The sequence below is a fragment of the Geopseudomonas sagittaria genome, from assembly GCF_900115715.1.
GTDB classification, from domain to species: domain Bacteria; phylum Pseudomonadota; class Gammaproteobacteria; order Pseudomonadales; family Pseudomonadaceae; genus Geopseudomonas; species Geopseudomonas sagittaria.
This window is the reverse complement of sequence record NZ_FOXM01000006.1, coordinates 279,445-300,365: the sequence shown is the minus strand read 5'-3', so window position 1 is coordinate 300,365 and position 20,921 is coordinate 279,445. Positions and strand designations below refer to the sequence as shown.

17 protein-coding genes are annotated in these 20,921 nt (G+C 67.6%); 2 read left to right on the top strand and 15 right to left on the bottom strand.

Translation table 11 applies throughout. The features are described from left to right. The 10 genes from BM297_RS10160 to BM297_RS10115 all read right to left on the bottom strand — a co-directional run. Positions 1–410 (bottom strand): NAD(P)/FAD-dependent oxidoreductase (locus BM297_RS10160; RefSeq protein WP_139231048.1); only part of this gene is annotated, 410 nt, incomplete at its 3' end. A 127-nt stretch (positions 411–537) separates the two neighbouring features. After that, positions 538–1,473: an electron transfer flavoprotein subunit alpha/FixB family protein gene (locus BM297_RS10155; RefSeq protein WP_092430835.1), complete on the bottom strand. Its 936-nt coding sequence runs from the start codon at positions 1,471–1,473 to the stop codon at positions 538–540. 1 nt (position 1,474) lies between these two features. Further along, on the bottom strand, positions 1,475–2,224 hold the full coding sequence (locus tag BM297_RS10150) for an electron transfer flavoprotein subunit beta/FixA family protein (protein ID WP_092430833.1): 750 nt from the start codon (positions 2,222–2,224) through the stop codon (positions 1,475–1,477). Positions 2,225–2,238: 14 nt separating this feature from the next. Next, the gene (locus tag BM297_RS10145) at positions 2,239–3,426 is read right to left on the bottom strand and encodes an acetyl-CoA C-acyltransferase family protein (RefSeq protein ID WP_092430831.1); all 1,188 of its coding nucleotides are present in this window, start codon (positions 3,424–3,426) and stop codon (positions 2,239–2,241) included. 36 nt (positions 3,427–3,462) lie between these two features. Then, a complete protein-coding gene (locus BM297_RS10140) occupies positions 3,463–5,571 on the bottom strand; it encodes a 3-hydroxyacyl-CoA dehydrogenase NAD-binding domain-containing protein (protein ID WP_092430829.1) in 2,109 nt (702 codons plus the stop codon). A 148-nt stretch (positions 5,572–5,719) separates the two neighbouring features. After that, entirely contained in the window at positions 5,720–8,383 is a 2,664-nt protein-coding gene (locus BM297_RS10135; RefSeq protein WP_092430827.1) for a winged helix-turn-helix domain-containing protein, read from the bottom strand. A 123-nt stretch (positions 8,384–8,506) separates the two neighbouring features. Further along, positions 8,507–11,107, bottom strand: coding sequence for a bifunctional aconitate hydratase 2/2-methylisocitrate dehydratase (gene acnB, locus BM297_RS10130; protein ID WP_092430825.1), 2,601 nt, complete (start codon positions 11,105–11,107; stop codon positions 8,507–8,509). Between the two features lie 121 nt (positions 11,108–11,228). Further along, entirely contained in the window at positions 11,229–12,356 is a 1,128-nt protein-coding gene (prpC, locus tag BM297_RS10125; RefSeq protein ID WP_092430823.1) for a bifunctional 2-methylcitrate synthase/citrate synthase, read from the bottom strand. 352 nt (positions 12,357–12,708) lie between these two features. Then, a complete protein-coding gene (locus BM297_RS10120) occupies positions 12,709–13,884 on the bottom strand; it encodes a hypothetical protein (protein ID WP_245768246.1) in 1,176 nt (391 codons plus the stop codon). A gap of 295 nt (positions 13,885–14,179) precedes the next feature. Further along, positions 14,180–14,875, bottom strand: coding sequence for a PA1041 family peptidoglycan-binding anchor lipoprotein (locus BM297_RS10115; protein ID WP_092430821.1), 696 nt, complete (start codon positions 14,873–14,875; stop codon positions 14,180–14,182). 363 nt (positions 14,876–15,238) lie between these two features. Between BM297_RS10115 and ycaC the strand changes: the two genes are divergently transcribed. Both ycaC and BM297_RS10105 read left to right on the top strand, forming a co-directional pair. Continuing rightward, positions 15,239–15,865, top strand: a complete 627-nt coding sequence (gene ycaC, locus BM297_RS10110; RefSeq protein WP_092430819.1) for an isochorismate family cysteine hydrolase YcaC — start codon at positions 15,239–15,241, stop codon at positions 15,863–15,865. Between the two features lie 75 nt (positions 15,866–15,940). Further along, on the top strand, positions 15,941–16,885 hold the full coding sequence (locus BM297_RS10105) for a pirin family protein (RefSeq protein ID WP_092430817.1): 945 nt from the start codon (positions 15,941–15,943) through the stop codon (positions 16,883–16,885). A gap of 30 nt (positions 16,886–16,915) precedes the next feature. On the opposite strand, the gene BM297_RS10100 is transcribed toward BM297_RS10105, so the two are convergent. From BM297_RS10100 to BM297_RS10080, 5 genes are all read right to left on the bottom strand, one after another. Then, positions 16,916–17,272, bottom strand: coding sequence for a 4a-hydroxytetrahydrobiopterin dehydratase (locus BM297_RS10100; RefSeq protein ID WP_092430815.1), 357 nt, complete (start codon positions 17,270–17,272; stop codon positions 16,916–16,918). A 114-nt stretch (positions 17,273–17,386) separates the two neighbouring features. Continuing rightward, complete coding sequence (locus BM297_RS10095) at positions 17,387–18,703, bottom strand: leucine-rich repeat-containing protein kinase family protein (RefSeq protein WP_092430813.1); 1,317 nt, start codon at positions 18,701–18,703, stop codon at positions 17,387–17,389. A 15-nt stretch (positions 18,704–18,718) separates the two neighbouring features. Beyond that, positions 18,719–19,372 (bottom strand): glutaredoxin 2, encoded by a 654-nt coding sequence (gene grxB, locus BM297_RS10090; RefSeq protein ID WP_092430811.1) that lies wholly within the window; start codon positions 19,370–19,372, stop codon positions 18,719–18,721. Between the two features lie 32 nt (positions 19,373–19,404). After that, complete coding sequence (locus BM297_RS10085; RefSeq protein ID WP_092430809.1) at positions 19,405–19,866, bottom strand: potassium channel family protein; 462 nt, start codon at positions 19,864–19,866, stop codon at positions 19,405–19,407. A gap of 12 nt (positions 19,867–19,878) precedes the next feature. Beyond that, positions 19,879–20,913: a DUF2955 domain-containing protein gene (locus tag BM297_RS10080; RefSeq protein WP_092430807.1), complete on the bottom strand. Its 1,035-nt coding sequence runs from the start codon at positions 20,911–20,913 to the stop codon at positions 19,879–19,881. Positions 20,914–20,921 lie beyond the last annotated feature (8 nt).

Genomic DNA, 20,921 nt, shown 5'->3' with positions numbered 1-20,921 from the left:
GGGTAGATCTCGACGCCCAGATTCTCGGCCTGCTGGGCCAGCCAGCGGCACAGGTTGCCCAGCGAGATGATGTAGTTGCCTTCGTTGTGCATGGTCTTCGGCACAAGGAAGTCGGGGATCTTGCTGGCGGCCTCGCTGCTCTTCAGCAGGTAGATGTCGTCGCGTTTCACCGGGGTATGCAGCGGGGCGCCGAGGGCCTTCCAGTCGGGGAACAGCTCATTGAGCGCGCGCGGCTCGAACACCGCGCCGGAGAGGATGTGGGCGCCGACTTCGGAGCCTTTTTCCACCACGCAGACGCTGAGCTCCTGGCCGGCTTCGGCGGCCTTCTGCTTCAGGCGGCAGGCGGCGGAAAGTCCGGCAGGACCGGCGCCGACGATGACCACGTCGAATTCCATGTATTCGCGTTGCATTTCGTGACCTCAAATTTCTTCGCAGAAAACCGGCAGGCAGGAAAATGGGCAACCCGTGGGTTGCCCATGTCCTCGAGTGCACGCTGAGTGCCGGCGGCAACAATAGTTGCTGGTGCCGCCTGGCGAATCAGCCAAGCAGACTAGACAGCTCCGGCACGGCCTCGAACAGGTCGGCGACCAGGCCGTAGTCGGCCACCTGGAAGATCGGCGCCTCCTCGTCCTTGTTGATCGCCACGATCACCTTGGAGTCCTTCATGCCGGCCAGGTGCTGGATGGCGCCGCTGATGCCGACGGCGATGTACAGCTGCGGCGCGACTATCTTGCCGGTCTGGCCGACCTGCATGTCGTTGGGCACGAAGCCGGCGTCCACCGCGGCGCGCGAGGCACCCACGGCGGCGCCAAGCTTGTCGGCCAGGCCGTAGAGCAGCTGGAAGTTGTCGCCGTTCTGCAGGCCGCGGCCGCCGGAGATCACCACCTTGGCGGCGGTCAGCTCGGGACGCTCGGACTTGGCCAGCTCCTCGCCGACGAAGCTGGAGATGCCGGCATTGCAGGCGGCGCCGACGGCTTCGATGGCGGCGCTGCCACCCGCGGCGGCCACGGCGTCGAAGCCGGTGCTGCGCACGGTGATCACCTTGACGCTGGCCGAAGACTGCACGGTGGCGATGGCGTTGCCGGCGTAGATCGGCCGCTGGAAGGTGTCGGCCGAGACGACCTTGACGATCTCGGAGATCTGCTCGACGTCGAGCAGGGCGGCGACGCGCGGCAGGTAGTTCTTGCCGTTGGTGGTGGCCGGCGCCAGCACGTGGCTGTAGGCACCACGAGCCAGCTCGACGATCAGCGGCGCGACGTTCTCCGGCAGCTGGTGGGCGAAGGCGGCGTTGTCGGCGAGCAGCACCTTGGCGACGCCGGCGACCTGGGCGGCGGCTTCGGCCACCGCGCCGCAGCCTTGGCCGGCGACCAGCAGGTGGATGTCGCCGCCGATCTGGGCTGCGGCAGCCACGGTGTTGAGGGTGGCGGCAGCCAGGGCACTGTTGTTGTGTTCAGCGATTACCAGGATTGCCATCTCAGATCACCTTCGCTTCGTTCTTCAGTTTCTCGACCAGCTCGGCCACCGACTTGACCTTGATGCCGGCGCTGCGCGCGGCTGGGGCCTCGACCTTGAGCATCTTCACCGTGGAGGCGGTGGATACGCCGAGCGCATCCGGCGTGACGGTCTCCAGCGGCTTCTTCTTGGCTTTCATGATGTTGGGCAAGGAGGCGTAGCGCGGCTCGTTGAGGCGCAGGTCGGTGGTGACGATGGCCGGGAGGTTGAGGGCCACGGTCTGCAGGCCGCCGTCGATCTCGCGGGTGACGGTGGCGTTGCCATCGGCGACCTCGACCTTGGAGGCGAAGGTGCCCTGGGCGAAGCCGGTGAGGGCGCCGAGCATCTGCCCGGTCTGGTTGTTGTCGGTGTCGATGGCCTGCTTGCCGAGGATGACCAGCTGCGGCTGCTCCTTGTCCACGACGGCCTTGAGCAGCTTGGCCACGGCCAGCGAGCCCAGCTCGTCATTGGACTCGACCAGCACGGCGCGGTCGGCGCCGAGGGCCAGCGCGGTACGCAGCTGCTCCTGGGCGGTGGCCGGGCCGATGGAGACCACGACGATCTCGCTGGCGATGCCCTTTTCCTTGAGGCGCACGGCTTCTTCCACGGCGATCTCGCAGAAGGGGTTCATCGCCATCTTGACGTTGGCCAGGTCGACGCCGCTGTTGTCCGCCTTGACGCGGACCTTGACGTTGTAATCGACCACGCGCTTTACCGCGACCAGTACTTTCATGGACGTGTCCTCTCTCAGATGCGCTCGAAGATCGCGGCGATGCCCTGACCGCCGCCGATGCACATGGTCACCAGGGCGTAGCGGCCGCCGATGCGCTGCAGTTCGTGAAGGGCCTTGAGGGTGATGATCGCGCCGGTGGCGCCGATCGGGTGGCCGAGGGAGATGCCCGAGCCGTTGGGGTTGACCTTGGCCGGGTCGAGGCCCAGCTCCTGGATGACCGCGCAGGCCTGGGCGGCGAAGGCCTCGTTGGCCTCGACCACGTCCAGGTCGGCCACGCTCAGGCCGGCGCGCTCGAGGGCCAGCTTGGTCGCCGGCACCGGGCCGATGCCCATGTGCAGCGGATCGACCCCGGCCAGGGCGTAGGACACCAGGCGGGCCATCGGCTTGAGGCCGCGGCGCTCGGCGGTGGCGCGCTCCATCAGCACCACGGCGGCGGCGCCGTCATTGAGGCTGGAGGCGTTGCCGGCGGTGACGCTGCCGTCGTTGCGCTCGAAGGCCGGCTTGAGCTTGCTCAGCTCCTCGAGGGTCAGGTTGTCGCGCACGTGCTCGTCGGTGTCGAACACCACTTCGCCGCGGCGGGTCTTCAGGGTGATCGGCAGGATCTGCTCCTTGAAGCGGCCTTCCTCGATGGCCTGGGCGGCGCGGCGATGGGATTCCACGGCCAGCGCGTCCTGAGCCTCGCGGGAGATGTTGTAGGTGCGGCGCACGTTCTCGGCGGTGATGCCCATGTGCACCTTGTGCAGCGGGTCGGTGAGGGCGCCGATCATCATGTCGGTCATGCCGGTGTCGCCCATCCGCGCGCCGAAGCGCATCGCCGAGGAGGAGTAGGGCGCGCGGCTCATGCAGTCGGCACCGCCGGCGACGGCGATGTCGGCGTCGCCGAGCAGGATGCCTTGGGCGGCGCTGACGATGGCCTGCAGTCCCGAACCGCACAGGCGGTTCACGGTCAGGGCGGTGGAGTGCTCGCTGACGCCGCTCTTCAGGGCGACCACGCGGGAGATGTACATGTCGACCGGCTCGGTATGGATGACGTTGCCGAACACCACCTGGCCGACCTCGTCACCGTTCACCTGGGCGCGTTGCAGGGCTTCGCGGGCGACCATGGCGCCCAGATCGCTGGGGGAGAAGTCCTTCAGGCTGCCGCCGAAGTCGCCGATGGCCGTACGGGCACCGCTGACGATGACTACTTCACGCTGATTCATGGGGGTTACCTCTGCTTAAAGTCTGAAATTGGCTGATTAGTCTTTGCTGATGCGGGTCTTGCCGGCGGCGACCAGTTGCTCGAGCAAGGCCGCGGGCTTGAACCACTGCTCGCCGTAGGCGCCGAGCAGCGCGCGGTACTGGTTGATGCCGGCCAGCACGTGGTCGAGCCCCAGTTGCCCGGCGTAGTGCAGCGGCCCACCCAGCCAGGTGGGGAAGCCGTAGCCGCAGGTCCATACCAGGTCGATGTCGCCGGCGCGCAGGGCGATGCCCTCGTCGAGGATCTGGATGCCTTCGTTGATCAGCATGAACAGGCAGCGATCGTGGATTTCCTGGTCGCTGATGACGCGGCGCTGGATGCCCAGTTCGGCGGCCAAGCGCTCGGCCATGGCCAGCACTTCCGGATCGTCGTGGCGCTCGCGGCCTTCGTAGATGTACATGCCGCGGCCGGTCTTCTGGCCATAGCGGCCGAGGGCGTACAGCTCGTCGGCCAGGCGGTAGTAGCTGGGATCGCAGGCCAGCGCCTCGCGCAGCGGAGTGCGGATCAGGTAGCCCACGTCGATGCCGACTAGGTCGTACATGCTCAGCACGCCCATGTTCAGCCCGAGGTCGGTGAGCACGCGGTCGATCTGCGCCGGGGTGGCGCCTTCCAGCAGTAGGCGATGGGCCTCGCGGGCGTAGGGCTCGAGCATGCGGTTGCCGATGAAGCCGTAGCACACGCCGGAGACCACCGGCAGCTTGCCGATCTGCTTGCCCAGCTTGAGCGCGGTGGCCAGCACGTCCAACGCGGTCTCCTTGCCACGCACCACTTCCAGCAGGCGCATGACGTTGGCCGGGCTGAAGAAGTGCAGGCCGATCACGTCCTGCGGGCGGCGGGTGAAGGCGGCGATCTGGTCGACGTCAAGGGTCGAGGTGTTGGTGGCGAGGATGGCGCCGGGCTTGCAGATCTCGTCGAGGGTGACGAACACCTGACGCTTGACCTCCATGCTCTCGAACACCGCCTCGATCACCAGGTCGGCGTCGGCCAGATCGGCGTAGTCGAGGGTGCCGGCCAGCAGGGCCATGCGCTGCTCGACCTGCTCCTGGGTCAGCTTGCCGCGCTTGGCGCTGATCTCGTAGTTCTTGCGAATCTGCGCCAGGCCGCGATCCAGCGCCTCGCGCTTCTGCTCGAGCAGCACCACCGGCATGCCGATGTTGGCGAAGTTCATGGCGATGCCGCCGCCCATGGTGCCGGCGCCGATCACCGCGACCTTGCCGATCGGGCGCAGCGGCAGCGAGGCGTCGATGCCCGGCACCTTGCCGGCCTCGCGCTCGGCGAAGAACAGGTGGCGCAGGGCCTGGAACTGCGGCGAGTCCATGGCCTCCAGGAACAGCTCCTGCTCGCGGGCCAGACCCACGTCCAGCGGCTGCTCGCAGGCGATGCGCACCGCCTCCAGGGCCAGGTGCGGGGCGAGCTGGCCCTTCCACTGGCCGCTCTTTTTGGCGGTGTAGTCGACGAAGAAGTTGTCCGGCAGGGCGACGCCCGGCTCCGCATGGGGGTAGGCCGGTTGCGCCGGGGCGCCCGCCTGCAGCAGTTCGCGGGCATAGGCGCGGGCGGCGTCGAGCAGCTCGTCGGCGGAGTCGGCCAGGTGGTCGGCCAGGCCCAGCTCAAGGGCGCGTTCGGCGTGCAGCGGCTGGCCGGCGAGGATGGTTTCCAGGGCGGCCTCGGCGCCGATCAGACGCGGCAGGCGCTGGGTGCCGCCGGCGCCGGGCAGCAGGCCGAGGGTGATTTCCGGGAAGCCGAGGCGCGCCTTCGGCTCGCTGATGCGGTAGCCGCAGGCCATGGCCAGCTCCAGGCCGCCGCCGAGGGCCAGGCCACCGATGGCGGCGACCATCGGCTTGCTGCTGCCGGCCAGCTCGATGAGCAGCTGGGGCAGGGCTGGGGCGTCGAAGGCGGCGCCGCCGAACTCGGCGATGTCGGCGCCGGCGCAGAATGGCAGGCCGCGGCCGTAGACGACCAGGGCCTTGACCGCCGGATCGGAGCTGGCCTGGCGGAAGGCGGCCTGCAGCTCCTGGCGCAGGGTGAGGCCGAGGGCGTTGACCGGGGCGCGCGACAGGCCGATCAGGGCCAGTTCGTTGTCCAGGGAATAGTCGATCAGGGTGTACATGGCAGTTCCCTTGGTTGTTGTTATGCCGGGAGAAGGGTTGCCGGATTTTTAGCAAGCCACCAGCGCGGTTCGCTTCGAACCGCGGGTGGATTTACGGGTGGAGTCTGGCGGAGAGGGGAGGTGGAGTTGTCGGCGTAGCCGCGCCTGGTCAGTCGAGCAGGCGCAGCTCGCGCGCGGCGCGCAGGGCGGTGTCGCGGTCGGAGACGTCCAGCTTGCGAAAGAGATTGTTGATGTGGGTCTTCACCGTGCTGAGGCTGACGAACAGGCCGTCGGCGAGCTGCTGGTTGGTCTGGCCGCGGGCCATCCGGCGCAGCACGTCCAGTTCGCGGCGGGTAAGCGGTTCGAGCAGCGGGGTTGTCTTGCTTTCGCCGCCGCCGAGTCTGGCCAGCAACAGCTCGAGCTGCTCGCGGGCCGGGAGCGGGCGCTCCAGCCCCGCCTGGCGGCGCACTGGCGGCTGCAGCAACTGGCGGAACAGTTCGGCCAGTTCGCGGCCCTCGTGGTGCAGCAACTGGCCGAAGCCGTGCGCGGCGGCCAGTTGCAGGGCTTCGTCCAGGCAGGTCAGGGCGGCGTTCTGCTCGCCGCGGTCGCGCTGCAGGGCGGCGTCGAGCAGCCACAGGTCGAGCTGCAGGCGATGGTTGTGCTCCGCCTCGGCCTGCTCGCGCAGGTTGGCGAGGATCTGCCGGGCCACCGCCGGCTGGCCGAGGTGGCGCTGCACCCAGGCGTAGGCCAGCCATTCGTCCGGCATCAGGTCCTCGCCGTAGTGGCGCTGGCACCAGTGCCACTCCTGCAGCCAGGCGAGGATGAAGTCCTGGTCGCGCTCGCGCACCGCCAGGCGCGCGCGCCAGGCGCCGGCCAGCCGATACAGGCCGAACTGGCGGAACTGGCGAGCCAGGCGGCGCGCCTCGTCCCAGCGCGCCAGCGCCTTGCCCGCTTCGCCCATGGCATCGTACAGGCAGGCCTTGTGGTGCAGCACCTGCACCAGCGCGGCCGAGTGGGGGAAGCCGAGCGCCAGGGTTTCCGCCTTGGCCAGGCGCTGCCGGGCCTGCTCCAGATGGCCCTGCTGAACGAACACCAGGCCCAGGCCGAGGTGGTGGAACAGCTCGTAGAAGTTGCGCGAGGCGGTGGCCGGCGACTGGCTCTCCAGGGCCAGGAAGCGGCGCAGGGCCGCCAGGCTGTCACCCTCGGCCAGCTCGATCTGTCCCAGCAGCAGGTGAGGAATGTTGGCAAAGCCGCTGAAACCGAATTCGTCGAATTCGCCCAGTGCCTGTTCGACGTCCCGGCGGGCGGCGGCGAGCTGGCCCAGCTCGAACAGGCAGCGCGCCCGGTTGAAGCGCAGCACCGAGCCGGCGGCATTGCGCTGCGGGTAGCGCTGCAGCTTCTGGCCGGCCAGCTCGATGCCGTGACGCAGGTTGCCGCCGAGGAGCGCCAGCAGGGTGCGCAGATAGGCGATGGTCTGCTGCACCCTTTCCGGGTTGCGTTGCACGCCCTGGCGCTGCAGCAGCCGCAGGCGCTGGATGCAGGCCTTGGAGCGGGCGATGTCGTTGGTGACCATGACGATCGAGGCTTCGCTGATTGCCAGGGTGAAGTGGTCACTGCCGGTCTGGCCGTTCACCTCGACCTGGCCGAGCAGGTCCACCAGCGCGTTGACCTGGCCGTCGCGCAACAGGTCGAAGGTGTGGCGCTCGGCGGTGGCCAGCACCGCATTGAAGTCGCGGGCGCGGCCGTACTGGTGGATTGCCTCCGAGTAACGGTGCTGCTCGAGCAGCCAGGCCGCTGCCCGCTGGTGCAGCTGCTGCAGCAATTGTGGGTCGCGCTGTTGCAGGTGCTGGTAGAGGACCTCGCGCAGCACCCGGTGGTAGCGGTACTCCACACGCTCGCCGGCGCGCTGCTCGATGAACAGGTCGCGGCGCTGCGCCTGGCGAATCAGCCGCTCGGCATCCGCCCGCTCGCCGAGCAGGTTGGCCAGCGCCGGGTCGAAGGTCTGCACCACAGCGGTCCGCTCGAGGAAGGCCAGCAGCTCCTCGGGAAGCCGGGCGAGTACCTCCTCGCAGAGAAAATCGGTCACATAGGCATAGGCCTGACGGGTAACCCCGCGTAGCAGTTCGGGTTGCGGGCTGGCGGGGGCCTGCTCACGGTAGGCGGTGAACCAGAACAGCAGGCCGGTGATCCAGCCCTCACTGCCGGCGCGCAGCTGGTAGAGCGCGTCGGAGTCCAGCTTGGCGCCGCGGTCGCTGGCCAGCTGGCGGATCTCCTCGCTGTCCACGGCCAGCTCGCGGGCATCGATGACGGCCAGGCGCTCGTCTCGACGCAGGTGGTTGAGGGCCAGCTCCGGGGCTCCCTCGCTGGCGGCCATCACCTTCAGGCCGGGCGGCCCGAAGCGCAGCAGCTGTTCGAGGTAGCGGCGGGAGCGTTCGGCGCGCAGCAGGTGCAGGTCGTCGAGAAACAGGGTGAAACCGTCGTCCTGCTGTTCCAGGCGCTGCAGCACGGCGCTCCACAGGCGGGCCTCGTCGGCCGGCAGCAGGCTGTGCTCGGGCGCGGGCAGACCCAGTGCGCGGCTCAGGTGCAGGAGCAGGTGCAGCGGCTGGTTGTCGGCCTGATCCAGGCGATACCAGGCCCAGGGCGTGTGCAGGCGGGTGGCGTATTGGGCGAGCAGGGTGCTCTTGCCATAGCCCAGCGGCGCGCTGAGCAAAACCAGCCGGCAGCCGCGAGCGGCGGCGTCCTGCAGCTGCAGCAGCAGACGCGGGCGGGCGAGGACCTTGTCGGGCAGGCTCAAGGGGCGAAGCTGGCTCGGGTTGACGAGGGGGGAGGCCATCGGGGTTCTTCAGTTGTTCTTAACGGCATGTCTCGTGAAAGTAGCAGATCCGTACCATGGAGGCTCTATCACGGGGCCGTCCCCGACCGGTACTCGAAACGAGCGCCGGTCGGGGGCAGGGGATCAGACCGCTATGGCCGGAATGACGGCATTGGCAGCCGCATCCTGGTACTCGGCGATCCGGTCGAAGGACAGGTAGCGATAGATGTCGGCAGCCATGCTGTCGATGTTCTTCGCGTATTCCATGTACTCCTCGACGGTCGGCAGCTTGCCGAGGATGGAGGCCACAGAGGCCAGTTCGGCCGACGCGAGGAACACGTTGGTGGAATCGCCCAGGCGATTCGGGAAGTTGCGGGTCGAGGTGGAGACCACGGTCGAGCCGGCCTGCACGCGCGCCTGGTTGCCCATGCACAGCGAGCAGCCCGGCATTTCCATGCGCGCGCCAGCCTTGCCGTAGATGCCGTAGTAGCCTTCTTCGGTCAGCTGGTGGGCGTCCATCTTGGTCGGCGGAGCCAGCCACAGACGGGTCGGGATGCCGCCCTTGACCTTGTCCAGCAGCTTGCCGGCGGCGCGGAAGTGACCGATGTTGGTCATGCACGAACCGATGAACACTTCGTCGATCTGCTGACCGGCAACGGTGGACAGCAGGCGGGCATCGTCCGGGTCGTTCGGCGCGCAGAGAACCGGCTCGGTCACTTCGGACAGGTCGATCTCGATCACGGCCGCGTATTCGGCGTCGTTGTCGGCTTTCAGCAGCTTCGGATCGGCCAGCCAGGCTTCCATCGCCTGGGCACGACGCTCCAGGGTGCGGGCATCGCCGTAGCCTTCGCCGATCATCCAGCGCAGCATGGTGATGTTCGAGCGCAGGTATTCGGCGATGGCGTCTTCCGGCAGCTTGATGGCGCAACCGGCAGCGGAACGCTCGGCGGAGGCGTCGGACAGCTCGAAGGCTTGCTCGACGGTCAGACCTTCCAGGCCTTCGATCTCGAGGATGCGGCCGGAGAAGATGTTCTTCTTGCCCTTCTTCTCGACGGTCAGCAGGCCAGCCTGGATCGCGTAGTAGGGGATGGCATGCACCAGGTCACGCAGGGTGATACCCGGCTGCAGCTTGCCCTTGAAGCGCACCAGCACGGACTCCGGCATGTCCAGCGGCATCACGCCGGTGGCGGCGGCGAAGGCCACCAGGCCGGAACCGGCCGGGAAGGAGATGCCGATCGGGAAGCGGGTGTGCGAGTCGCCACCGGTGCCGACGGTGTCCGGCAGCAGCATGCGGTTCAGCCAGCTGTGGATGATGCCGTCGCCGGGCTTGAGCGCGACGCCGCCACGATTGCGCATGAAGTCCGGCAGGGTGTGGTGAGTCTTGACGTCCACCGGCTTCGGATAGGCGGCGGTGTGGCAGAAGGACTGCATCACCAGGTCGGCGGAGAAGCCCAGGCAGGCCAGGTCCTTCAGCTCGTCGCGGGTCATCGGGCCGGTGGTGTCCTGGGAGCCGACGGTGGTCATCTTCGGCTCACAGTAGGTGCCCGGACGGATACCTTCGACGCCGCAGGCGCGGCCGACCATCTTCTGCGCCAGGGTGAAGCCCTTGCCGCTGTCGGCTGGCGCTTGCGGTTTGTGGAACAGGGTGGACGGCGCCAGACCCAGCTCGGTACGGGCCTTCTCGGTCAGGCCGCGACCGATGATCAGCGGGATACGGCCGCCGGCGCGCACTTCGTCGAGCAAAACCTCGGTCTTCAGCTCGAAGCTGGCCAGCACTTCCTCGGAGCCGTGCTTGCAGACCTTGCCGGCGTAGGGGTAGACGTCGATCACGTCGCCCATGTTGAGGTTGGCGACGTCGAACTCGATCGGCAGGGCGCCGGCGTCTTCCATGGTGTTGTAGAAGATCGGCGCGATCTTGTTGCCGAAGCAGAAGCCACCGGCGCGCTTGTTCGGCACGAACGGGATGTCGTCACCGAAGAACCACAGCACCGAGTTGGTGGCGGACTTGCGCGAGGAACCGGTGCCGACCACGTCGCCGACGTAGGCGACCGGGAAACCCTTGGCCTTGACCGCTTCGATCTGCTTGAGCGGGCCAACGGAGCCCGGCTGCTCCGGCTCGATGCCGTCGCGGGCCATCTTCAGCATGGCCAGGGCGTGCAGCGGGATGTCGGGGCGCGACCAGGCGTCCGGAGCGGGGGACAGGTCGTCGGTGTTGGTTTCGCCGGGGACCTTGAACACGGCCAGGCTGATCTTCTCGGCCAGGGCCGGGCGGGCGGTGAACCACTCGCCCTCGGCCCAGGACTGCAGCACGGCCTGGGCGGCGGCGTTGCCCTGCTTGGCGCGCTCGGCGACGTCGTGGAAGGCGTCGAACATCAGCAGGGTGTGCTTGAGCTGTTCGGCGGCGGCGTTGGCCAGCTCGGCGTCATCCAGCAGCTCGACCAGGGTGGCGATGTTGTAGCCGCCCTGCATGGTGCCCAGCAGCTCGACGGCGCGGGTGTTGGACAGCAGCGGGGAGGTGGCTTCGCCCTTGGCCAGGGCGGTCAGGAAGCCGGCCTTGACGTAGGCGGCCTCGTCCACGCCAGCGGGAACGCGGTGGGTGATCAGGTCGACCAAGACCTGTTCTTCGCCAGCCGGCGGATTCTTCAGCAGCTCGACCAGCGCAGTGGTCTGCTCGGCGTTCAGGGCCAGGGGCGGCAGGCCCTGCTGGGCGCGTTCTTCCAGGTGTTGGCGATAACTTGCGAGCAAGGGGGTATCTCCAGTCATATCGGTGGCAGGGGCGAGGACAGCGGACAAAAAAATGGGAGCAGTACCGGGAAAGCGAGGGTGACCAGCCTCTCTCCCGGTACTGCTCCCATAAAACGGTTACTTAGCGCTGGGCCAGAGCCGGCACGGCGCGCGGCTCGACGCCGGTGTACTCGGCGCTCGGGCGGATGATGCGATTGTTGGCGCGCTGCTCGAACACGTGGGACGCCCAGCCGGTGACCCGCGAGCAGACGAAGATCGGGGTGAACAGCTTGGTCGGGATACCCATGAAGCGGTAGGCCGAGGCGTGGTAGAAGTCGGCGTTGGGGAACAGCTTCTTCTGCTCCCACATCACCTGGTCGATGGCCTCGGAGACCGGGAAGATCACCGTGTCACCGACTTCCTCGGCGAGCTGCTTCGACCAGACCTTGATCACCTCGTTGCGCGGATCGGACACGCTGTAGATCGCGTGGCCGAAGCCCATGATCTTGTCCTTGCGGGCGAGCATGGCCAGGGTGCCGTCGATGGCCTCCTGCGGCGAGGCGAACTTCTCGATCATCTCCATGGCCGCCTCGTTGGCGCCGCCGTGCAGCGGGCCGCGCAGCGAGCCGATGGCGCCGGTGATGCAGGAGTACAGGTCGGACAGGGTCGAGGCGCACACGCGCGCGGTGAAGGTCGAGGCGTTGAACTCGTGCTCGGCGTAGAGGATCAGCGACACGTTCATCACCTTGCGGTGCAGCTCGCTGGGCTTCTTGTCGTGCAGCAGGGCCAGGAAGTGGCCACCCAGGTCGGCCTCGCCGGTGACGCAGTCGATGCGCACGCCTTCATGGCTGAAGCGGTACCAGTAGCACATGATCGCCGGGAAGGCGGCGAGCAGGCGGTTGGCCTTGTCGAGCTGTTCCTCGAAGCTGTGCTCCGGCTCCAGGGTGCCGAGCATCGAGCAGCCGGTACGCATCACATCCATCGGATGGGCGTCGGCCGGGATGCGCTCGAGCACCTCCTTGAGCGCCTGGGGCAGGTCGCGCAGACCTTGCAGGCGCTGCAGGTAGGCGTCCAGCTGGGCCTGGGTCGGCAGCTCGCCGTAGAACAGCAGGTAGGCGACTTCCTCGAACAGGCAGTCCTTGGCCAGTTCGCGGACATCGTAACCGCGATAGGTCAGGCCGGCGCCTTCTTTGCCGACGGTGGACAGGGCGGTCTGTCCGGCAATCTGGCCACGCAGGCCGGCGCCGCTCAGTACTTTTGCTTCAGCCATGGCGTTTTCCTCTTGGATTTGTTCTGGGTAGGGCAGTGTGGCGACAAGAGCCCAGGGTATTCGGTCAAGGCTGCTTGTCCGGGCTGGTGGAGTCAGGCAGCGATCTGCTCGCCAAGGCGTGCTCATCTCATCCGGGGGAGAGGGCCAGGCGCTAGTCGCGTCGGGATGCATGCTAAGCGGGCTTCATGCTGTCTACGTCGTCATGAATGCCGATGCCGTTTTTTAGCAAGCTGTGCTACGAACGCGCGTCGAACCGCGGGTGGAATTGTGGGTGGAAAAGGCTGGAGAGCGGGGTGGAGCCTGCAATGCGAAGACCTGCATGCCGGCGGCCGGATCGCGTGCTCCATATGCGCTACCACAGTCTGTAGGGAGCTTCGTCGGTGCTGTTTTCGTCGCGGAGCGGCTGCTCGTCCGGCAGGGAGATCGTTTGCGAGGGCGGTTCGTACTGGATCGGCTGCGCAACGCTGTCGGCGAGACTGCCCTCGATTTGTCCGGAGAGATGATGAACTCCCGCCAGCACCCCCGTCTCGGGGTTGTGCATCAGGTCCAGCCACTCTTCGTCAAAGGCGGCGTGCAGGTTCTCGCGCAGCTGCAACTCCATTTTCGGCCGTTGGTTCTGGTTCAGCATGGCGGTGAAGCCCGTGGCCCCCAGGGAGATCACCATGCCTGCGGCCCGGCCGATCAGCGATCCGATGGCCGCGACGCCACTGGTGTTGCGTTCGGTCACCAGGCTCTCGCTGGTCACTCGTGCGACTGAGGAGATGCCGGCGTCCGCCGACCAGGTTCCCGCGGGTCTGGGGGTCTTGTTGATGCGATCGATCAGCGCCACATAGGCCGGCTGACTGTCGAAGGGCTCGGCGTTGACAACCTGGTAGAGCGAGGCGCTGTGGCTGGGTGGTGGCGCCAGGGCGATGGCGGGAATGTCCTGGATGTGGCGGTCGAACTGATCCAGCGGCACGTCGTAGCGCGGCGCAATGCCATTCAGCTGCTCGCGCAGGAGGCGGACGTAGAGTTGCGTCGTCTGCGCCATGATCCAGTCGGGGCTGATCTGCCTGGCGACGGGGTTCAGCACGCGATCCTGGTATTGCTCCTGCAGGTAGAGCGCCAGGCGATTCACGACCGCATCTTTCTCGCCCTCCGCGCTCAGTTGGTACCAGGTCACCTTCATGGTCAGCCATTTCCGCGTCCAGTAGCCGGAAAACCACGGAATGAACTCCGCATCGGTGCGCTGGTAGACCAGGCTTCTCCAGCGCTGCATCAGCTCCTGGGCGTAATCCTTGGACTCCTCTGTCGCGCCCAGCGATGCGGCGAATATGTCGCTGTCGATGCGGCGCCAGGTGCTTTCGGAGATTACCGGCGGGGGCGGTGGTTCGGGGGGCGGAGTTGGGGTGGCGCAACCCGCCAGCGCCAGCAGCAGGGCGACGATCAGGCCGCGCAGAAGCGGCTTCGCAGGCTCCAGGGGCAGACTCGACAACGGCATCACGGCCACCAGCGAGCAGATTGCGACCGGACCCTTCACGCGGTTCATAGGTGTTTCGACTGCTCCGCAGACCGCAATGGGCTGCTCTCTCCCTCTCAACAAACTGCGTGCGGAGCCTGCGCAGTTTTGCCAGCCTCGACAACGGAACGTCCAGTACGTCCGACCTCGGTTTCTTGAGTTTAGGTGGCGCGCCGCGGCCTTGGCAGAGCCGCTGGGCGGATAAGGTCACGGGTCGCGGCGGGGCAGTCTCGGCTACTCGCCAGGGGGATGCGGATCAAGACCAGCAGCAACCTGCCTCCCGCAGGTGGCGCGGCGAACGCCACCTGCGGAAGAACGGCCATGCTTATTGTCGTGCTTCGACTTCCGCCTCGACGCGACGGTTGATCGCCCGGCCTTCGGCGGTGGCGTTGTCAGCCACCGGGCGGCTTTCGCCATAGCCCACCGCATCGACACGATCGGCGCTCACGCCATACTCGTTGACCAGCACGTCACGCACGGCGTTGGCACGGCGCTCGGACAGCCGCTGGTTGTAGGCGTCGGGGCCTACCGAGTCGGTGTGACCTTCGACGGTGGTGCTGGTCTGCGGATACTCGCGCATGAAGTCGGCGACGGCCTTGATGTCGGCCTTGCTGCCTTCCTTGACCACGGACTTGTCGAAGTCGAACTTGACGTCCAGCTCCACGCGCACCGGCGCGGCGGCTTCGACCACTGGTTCCGGCTCCGGCGGTGCCGCTACCGGCAGCGGGCAGCCACGTTCATCCACCTGGGTGCCCTTCGGGGTGTCGGGACACTTGTCCTCTTTGTTCACCACGCCATCGCCGTCGGCATCGCCGTGCACCCAGCAGTAGGCCGCGCCGGTGAGGGCGCCAATGCCCAAGCCGCCGGCGGCCCAGCTCGCGCTTTCGATGGCGCCCAGTCCCGCGCCAACCACACCGCCGACGGCCGCGCAGGGCGGCCAGTCACTCTGAACCAGGCCAGCACAGCCCGACAGCAGGCCGCTCGCCAGAACCAGGGGTAACGCTGTTCTTGCAATTCGCATTTCTGGTGCTCCTGGATTGATCGGGATGTACTGCTTGTTTTGCCGGTCGTGAATCAGGCAGAACAATGTGAGCAAGTGTTGCACCGGAAATGAAGTTGTCAAAATGACGAGCTGGTTTGTGCCTATGAAGCGGATGCTGGCCGTGCAGGGCGTGCTGGTCTGCGGAATGCCGCAACTGACCAATGGCCGGCTTGGTAGTCCTGCCGGCCAGCAGTCTGGCCTATCTTGAATGACTACCCAGTGACACAAGTGCCGGGCTCAGTGCCTCGCTGACAGGGCAATTCCCCCTCGACGCGAAGCCCCTGCCTCCCGGCCTCGCGGCAAACCGCCCGCAACCGGGCGATCCCACACCAGGAGGTCATCATGAGCACTCCCTACAAGCGTCTCGACAAGAGCCAGGCCGCCGTTCTGCTGGTCGATCATCAGACCGGCCTGTTGTCGCTGGTCCGCGACTTCGATCCGGACAAGTTCAAGAACAACGTGCTGGCGCTGGCCGACCTGGCCACCTACTTCAAGTTGCCGACCATCCTCACCACCAGCTTCGAGAACGGCCCCAACGGCCCGCTGGTGCCGGAACTCAAGGAGCAGTTTCCCGATGCGCCCTACATAGCCCGGCCGGGGCAGATCAACGCCTGGGACAACGAGGACTTCGTCAAGGCGGTGAAGGCGAGCGGCCGCAAGCAACTGATCATTGCCGGCGTGGTGACCGAGGTGTGCGTGGCCTTTCCGGCGCTGTCGGCCATCGCCGAGGGCTTCGAGGTGTTCGTGGTCACCGACGCCTCCGGCACCTTCAGCGAGGTGACCCGGCAGGCGGCCTGGGATCGCATGTCCGCCGCCGGGGCGCAGCTGATGACCTGGTTCGGCGTGGCCTGCGAGCTGCATCGCGACTGGCGCAACGACGTCGATGGCCTGGCCGCGCTGTTCTCCAACCACATTCCGGACTACCGTAACCTGATCAACAGTTACACCACTCTCACGGCGGGCAAGTAGGTCGGCGGCGCCGAGCGCGAGCGGCAGCGGTCCGCTTCCAGCAGGGGCCAATAGGGGTCAGCAGGAGAAAGTCCCATGAGTACCCACGAACCCACCCCCCGGTTGTCCTCCTCCTACGACTGTCCGCTGCGCGGCGGCGAGCGGCTGATCCAGCGCGTCGACGCGCGGGTGGCGCAGATCGGCGGCGGCATCCCGGTCAACCGCCTGCTGCCCTCGCGGCAGCGGCGCATGATCGGCGCCTGGTGCTTCCTCGACCACGCCGGCCCGGCCCGTTTCGAGCCGGGGCAGGGCATGCGCGTCGGCCCGCACCCGCACACCGGCTTGCAGACCTTCACCTGGATGATCGAGGGCGAGGTGCTGCACTGCGACAGCCTGGGCTCGAGGCAGGTGATCCGCCCCGGCCAGGTCAACCTGATGACCGCCGGCCGCGGCATCAGCCACAGCGAGGAATGCCTGGCCGACCAGCGCGTGCTGCACGCGGCGCAGCTGTGGATCGCGCTGCCCGCCGCCGATGGCGACTGCGCGCCGGCCTTCGATCACCATCCCGAATTGCCCCGCTGGGAGCACGATGGCTGTCGCTTCACCCTGCTGGCCGGACGCTTCGAGGCTCGGCAGGCGCCGACGCGGCTGTATTCGGCGCTGCTCGGTCTCGAGCTGCACAGCCCGGATGGTGCCCATCTGGATCTGCCGCTGGAGAGCACCTTCGAATACGGCGTCCTGCCCCTGGAAGGCTCGCTGCAGATCGGCGCCGAGCAGTTCGCCGCCGACCAGCTGGCCTACCTGGGGCGCGGTCGCGATCGTCTGCAGCTGCATCTGGCGCCCGGCAGCCGGGTCCTGCTGCTGGGCGGCGAGCCGTTCGGCGAGGAGATCCTCATCTGGTGGAACTTCGTCGGCCACAGCAGGGCGCAGATCGCCCAAGCCCAGCGCGACTGGGAAGCCGGCAGCCCGCGTTTCGGCGGCGTGCCGGCCTACGACGGTACGCCGCTGGTGGCGCCGCCGCTGCCCTGGCGAAACAGCTGACGACGCGCCTGGTACGGCGCTTGCGCGCCACTAGTGGTGGCCCTCGGCATGCTGGGCGATCTGATCGGTCCGTGCCGCCATGATGAAGTCGTTGCGGTGCAGGCCGCGGATCTTGTGGCTCCACCAGGTCACGGTGACCTTGCCCCACTCGGTGAGCAGCGCCGGGTGATGGCCTTCCACCTCGGCGATGGCGCCGACCGCATTGGTGAAGTTCAGCGCCCGCTGGAAGTCGGGGAAGCTGAAGACCTTCTCCAGCTGCATGACGCCGTCGCGCACCTCGATGTTCCAGTCGGGAATCTGCCGGATCAGTTCGGCCAGTTCGCTTTCGGAAACCTGCGGCTCATCGGCGCGGCAGGCTTCGCAGTGGTCTTGGGACAGGGGATTCATGGCAGGGCTCCTCCGCGTTCGCTGCCCCATGAGTGTAGGGCGCTCCCGCCGGATTGCCGGCCCCCGCCGATGAATGCGCCAGGCCGTGGCGGCCCGGCAAGCCGTCGCCGCCGCTCAGATGACCGCAAGGCTGGCGGCCAGAGCGGCGAAGTCCGGCCGCTGGCCGACCTGCTCGACCAGGCACTGCTCCTGCAGCTGGCGCAGACGCTGCTGGCGGTCGAGCTGCTGGTCCGCCGGGCAGCGTTGCAGCAGCTCCTCCAGCAGGCAGCCGAAGGCGCGCGTTTCGATGCGTTGCAGCGTCTGGCCGCTCGAGCTGCCCGGATCGAAGAACGAAGCGGCGCCGAAGTCGCCGAGCAGGCAGTCGCCCGCCGGGTTGACCAGCAGGTTGTGGGCGTACAGGTCGCCATGCAGGATGCCGCGCTCGTGCAGGTGCGCCACCGCCGAGGCCACGCCGCGGGCGATGTGCAGGGCCTCGTCGACGCCGAAGCGCCGCTCGGCGGCGTAGCAGTCGCGGGTGCAACTGGCCAGCGACGGTGGCCCGGCCAGCGGCTGGAAGGCGGGGTCGATCAGCTCCAGCAACAGCCCCGGCGCGGCATCCGCCTGTTCGGCCAGCGGCCCGGCCACGCGGATCAGGTTGGGATGGCTGCCGGCGGCGATGCAGGCGGCCATCTCGCTGTGCGGCAGGCCGTCGCTGGTCACGCTGCCCTTGAACAGCTTGGCGGCCATCGGTTGCGCCGGCTGGCCGGCGAGGTGCCAGTCGGCGCGATGGATGACGCCGGAGGCGCCCTGTCCCAGCACCTCGCCCAATTCGATGCCGTCGCGGGCGATCGGCGGCTGCGGGTGCTCGGCCAGCACCTGCGCCTCGCGGGTGTCGCTGAACGGGTTGCCGGCGAAGGCCAGCCAGGTCAGCCGCGGCAGTTGCAGCAGCATCTCGGGCAGCCGCTCGAAGCGGTTGGCGGCGATGCGCAGCAGCTCCAGGCGCTGCAGTTCGGCCAGGCTGTCCGGCAGCGCGCGCAGATGGTTGCCGGCCAGCGCCAGCTTCTGCAGCCGGTCGCAGCTGCCCAGTTCGGCGGGCAGGCTCTCCAGCTGGTTGTCGGTGAGGATCAGCCAGCGCAGACGGGCGGGCAGGGCGGTCGCCGGCAGGTGCGCGATGCGGTTGGCCTTGAAGCCGACCATCTCCAGCTTCGCGCACTCGCCGAGCACTTCCGGCACCGCGCTGAACGCGTTGTCCGAGCAGAACAGGATGCGCAGCCGGTGCAGGCGCGCCAGGTCGTTCGGCAGGTAGCGCAGTTGATTGCCGGAGAGGTTGAGCACCTCCAGGCTGTCGGCGAGGTCGAAGATCTCTGCGGGGAATTCGGTCAGCTCGGCGGACAGATCGAGGCGGCGGATGCCGGCCAGTTCGCCGCGGCGCAGTTGTTCGAGGGTATGCATGGTTGTGTGTCGCCCTCAGATCGCCCGCTCGAAATAGGTGGCGGTGTCGGTCAGGCGCGCCACCTCTTCGACGTAGGCGCGCACCGCCGGCGGGAAGGCCAGGCCCTTGACCATGCTCAGGTTGCGCAGGCCGGGATAGAGCAGAACGTCGTCCCAGCCCAGGGTGTCGCCGTGGGCGCTGGGCAGTGGCAGCGGCGGCAGTGTTGCCAGCATCGCTTCAACCGTGGCCTTGTGCTCGGCGCTCTCCGCCAGGGCCTGGGCGAACGGGCGCTGGATGATCTGCTCCTTCTTGGCCTGGAAGTAGTCGCGCGCGGACTGGGTGGCGAACTCCGGCAGGCCGAGGGCGATGTCGCGGGGGAACAGCAGGCACCAGTTCGCCAGGCGCGCCTGGTTGATGTGCTCCTGGGTCGGCAGATAGTCGCCGTGCGGGCGGATCGGCCGCTGCGGGTTGCCCAGTTCGTCCAGCTTGCGGGCGATGTCCAGGCTCTCGCCCATGGCGCGACCGTCGTCGAACTGCAGGATCGGCACCTGCTTGGCGCCGATCAATTCGATGCAGGTCGCCTCGTCGTCGTTGAGCAGGTAGACCTGCTCGACCGGCACCTGCTTGTAGTGGGCGACCATCTCGGCGCGCACGCAGAACGGGCAGTGATCGTAGAGATAGAGCTTCATGCAGCCTCCTTGGTCAGAACAGGCGGCAGAGTTTAACCGTTCGATCCGTGCTTGAGCCTCTCCATGTTGTGCTTGATGACCTCCTTCACCGCCGCGGTCATCACCCCGGTGGAGATCCCCAGCATGAGCACGCCGTTGCCGGCCTCCAGCGCGCCAAGCAGACGCCAGCGCTCGGAGAGGACGATATCGCCGTAGCCGAGGGTGGCGAAGGTCACTCCCGAGTAGTAGGTCGACGTGGCGAACTCGTCGAACTCGCCGAGCAGCATGAACAGCCCGGCCCACAGGGCGATCTGCACGAAATAGCCGAGCATCATCAGCAGCATCACCAGCCCCAGCACCAGGCAATCCCACAGCAGGGTCTTGTCGCCTGCGCCAGCCCTGCTGGTGCGGGCGTAGTAGCTCACGTAGTAGCGCAGGCTCAAGACCACGATGTAGGCCTCCATCACCAGGCACAGCAGCATCACGGGAATGCCGACCAGCAGATTTAGCAGCATGGGTGAAACTCCTCAGCAGCCGGGCTGCCGCAGATGGCGGCGTTGGCGGTATTGGTCGAGCAGGTAGACCATCAGCCAGGCATACAGGCCGAGGGCGATGAACAGGCCCATGCGCAGGGCGAAGGCGCTGTAGACATCTTTGCCGTTGGCGCTGTCCTGCACCGACAGGCCGAGCAGGATGATCATGGTCACCAGGCTGTTCAGCCAGAAGCCGGGGCTTTGCCGGGTCGGACTGAAGCCGTAGAGCTTGCGCGCCAGCAGCAGGCCGAACAGCAGCATCCACAGGAAGAACATCCACAGGTGCACGAACAGGCCCAGGGCCCACCAGAACAGGATGGCCAGCAGGCCGCCGAGCAGGGTCGAGCCGATCAGCTCGCGCGCGGCATCACGCACCGTGGCGGTGCAGCTCTGCTGGCCGAGGCCGACCGATTTTAGAATGATCGCCATGTAGGTGGCCGGATCGATCAGCGCCAGCAGCCAGGCCGGCAACACCACCAGCGCGGCGCGCAGCGCCACCCAGCCGGCCTCCTCCGTGGACAGCGTCGGCTCGCTCGGCAACGCCTGCGCGCCGGCCGGTTCGGGAAACAGCCAGTGGCCGACGGGCAGCATCAGCACGGCGAGCAGCAGGTTCTGCACCAGGGCGCTGATGACCAGCAGCGCCAGGGCGAAGTCGGCGGTGCCGGCGGCCGAAATCATGGTCAGGCCGATCACCAGGAAGGTGGTGACCAGGTTGTTGCCGCCACTCAGCCCGTGGCGGAAGGCCAGGAACAGGCACAGGCCGACCAGCAGCACGCCGCTGAGCGCGGCATGGCGCAGCAAGGGGATCAGCAACAGGCCGCTGCCGGTGGTCAGCAGCACCACCAGCGTCAGGCCCAGCCCGGCCTTCAGCGACAGCGGGCGGTCGAACTTGGCGAGCAGGAACAGGGCGAACAGCGGAGCAATGAAGGGCAGCGGCAGGCCCAGGCCGAAACTGACCGCCAGGCACAGCGCGGTGCCGCTGGCCAGGCGCAGCGCACGCTGGGCGCGGGGCTCACGGCGGCTAGCCATGGGCGCGC

Coding starts and splice junctions, on each gene's coding strand:
- ycaC (WP_092430819.1), top strand. CDS start 15,239: ATGAGCACTCCCTACAAGCGTCTCGACAAGAGCCAGGCCGCCGTTCTG.
- BM297_RS10115 (WP_092430821.1), bottom strand. CDS start 14,875: ATGCGAATTGCAAGAACAGCGTTACCCCTGGTTCTGGCGAGCGGCCTG.
- BM297_RS10135 (WP_092430827.1), bottom strand. CDS start 8,383: ATGGCCTCCCCCCTCGTCAACCCGAGCCAGCTTCGCCCCTTGAGCCTG.
- BM297_RS10155 (WP_092430835.1), bottom strand. CDS start 1,473: ATGGCAATCCTGGTAATCGCTGAACACAACAACAGTGCCCTGGCTGCC.
- prpC (WP_092430823.1), bottom strand. CDS start 12,356: ATGGCTGAAGCAAAAGTACTGAGCGGCGCCGGCCTGCGTGGCCAGATT.
- BM297_RS10095 (WP_092430813.1), bottom strand. CDS start 18,703: ATGCATACCCTCGAACAACTGCGCCGCGGCGAACTGGCCGGCATCCGC.
- BM297_RS10120 (WP_245768246.1), bottom strand. CDS start 13,884: ATGAACCGCGTGAAGGGTCCGGTCGCAATCTGCTCGCTGGTGGCCGTG.
- BM297_RS10085 (WP_092430809.1), bottom strand. CDS start 19,866: ATGCTGCTAAATCTGCTGGTCGGCATTCCCGTGATGCTGCTGTGCCTG.
- BM297_RS10100 (WP_092430815.1), bottom strand. CDS start 17,272: ATGAATCCCCTGTCCCAAGACCACTGCGAAGCCTGCCGCGCCGATGAG.
- grxB (WP_092430811.1), bottom strand. CDS start 19,372: ATGAAGCTCTATCTCTACGATCACTGCCCGTTCTGCGTGCGCGCCGAG.
- BM297_RS10150 (WP_092430833.1), bottom strand. CDS start 2,224: ATGAAAGTACTGGTCGCGGTAAAGCGCGTGGTCGATTACAACGTCAAG.
- BM297_RS10105 (WP_092430817.1), top strand. CDS start 15,941: ATGAGTACCCACGAACCCACCCCCCGGTTGTCCTCCTCCTACGACTGT.
- BM297_RS10145 (WP_092430831.1), bottom strand. CDS start 3,426: ATGAATCAGCGTGAAGTAGTCATCGTCAGCGGTGCCCGTACGGCCATC.
- BM297_RS10140 (WP_092430829.1), bottom strand. CDS start 5,571: ATGTACACCCTGATCGACTATTCCCTGGACAACGAACTGGCCCTGATC.
- BM297_RS10080 (WP_092430807.1), bottom strand. CDS start 20,913: ATGGCTAGCCGCCGTGAGCCCCGCGCCCAGCGTGCGCTGCGCCTGGCC.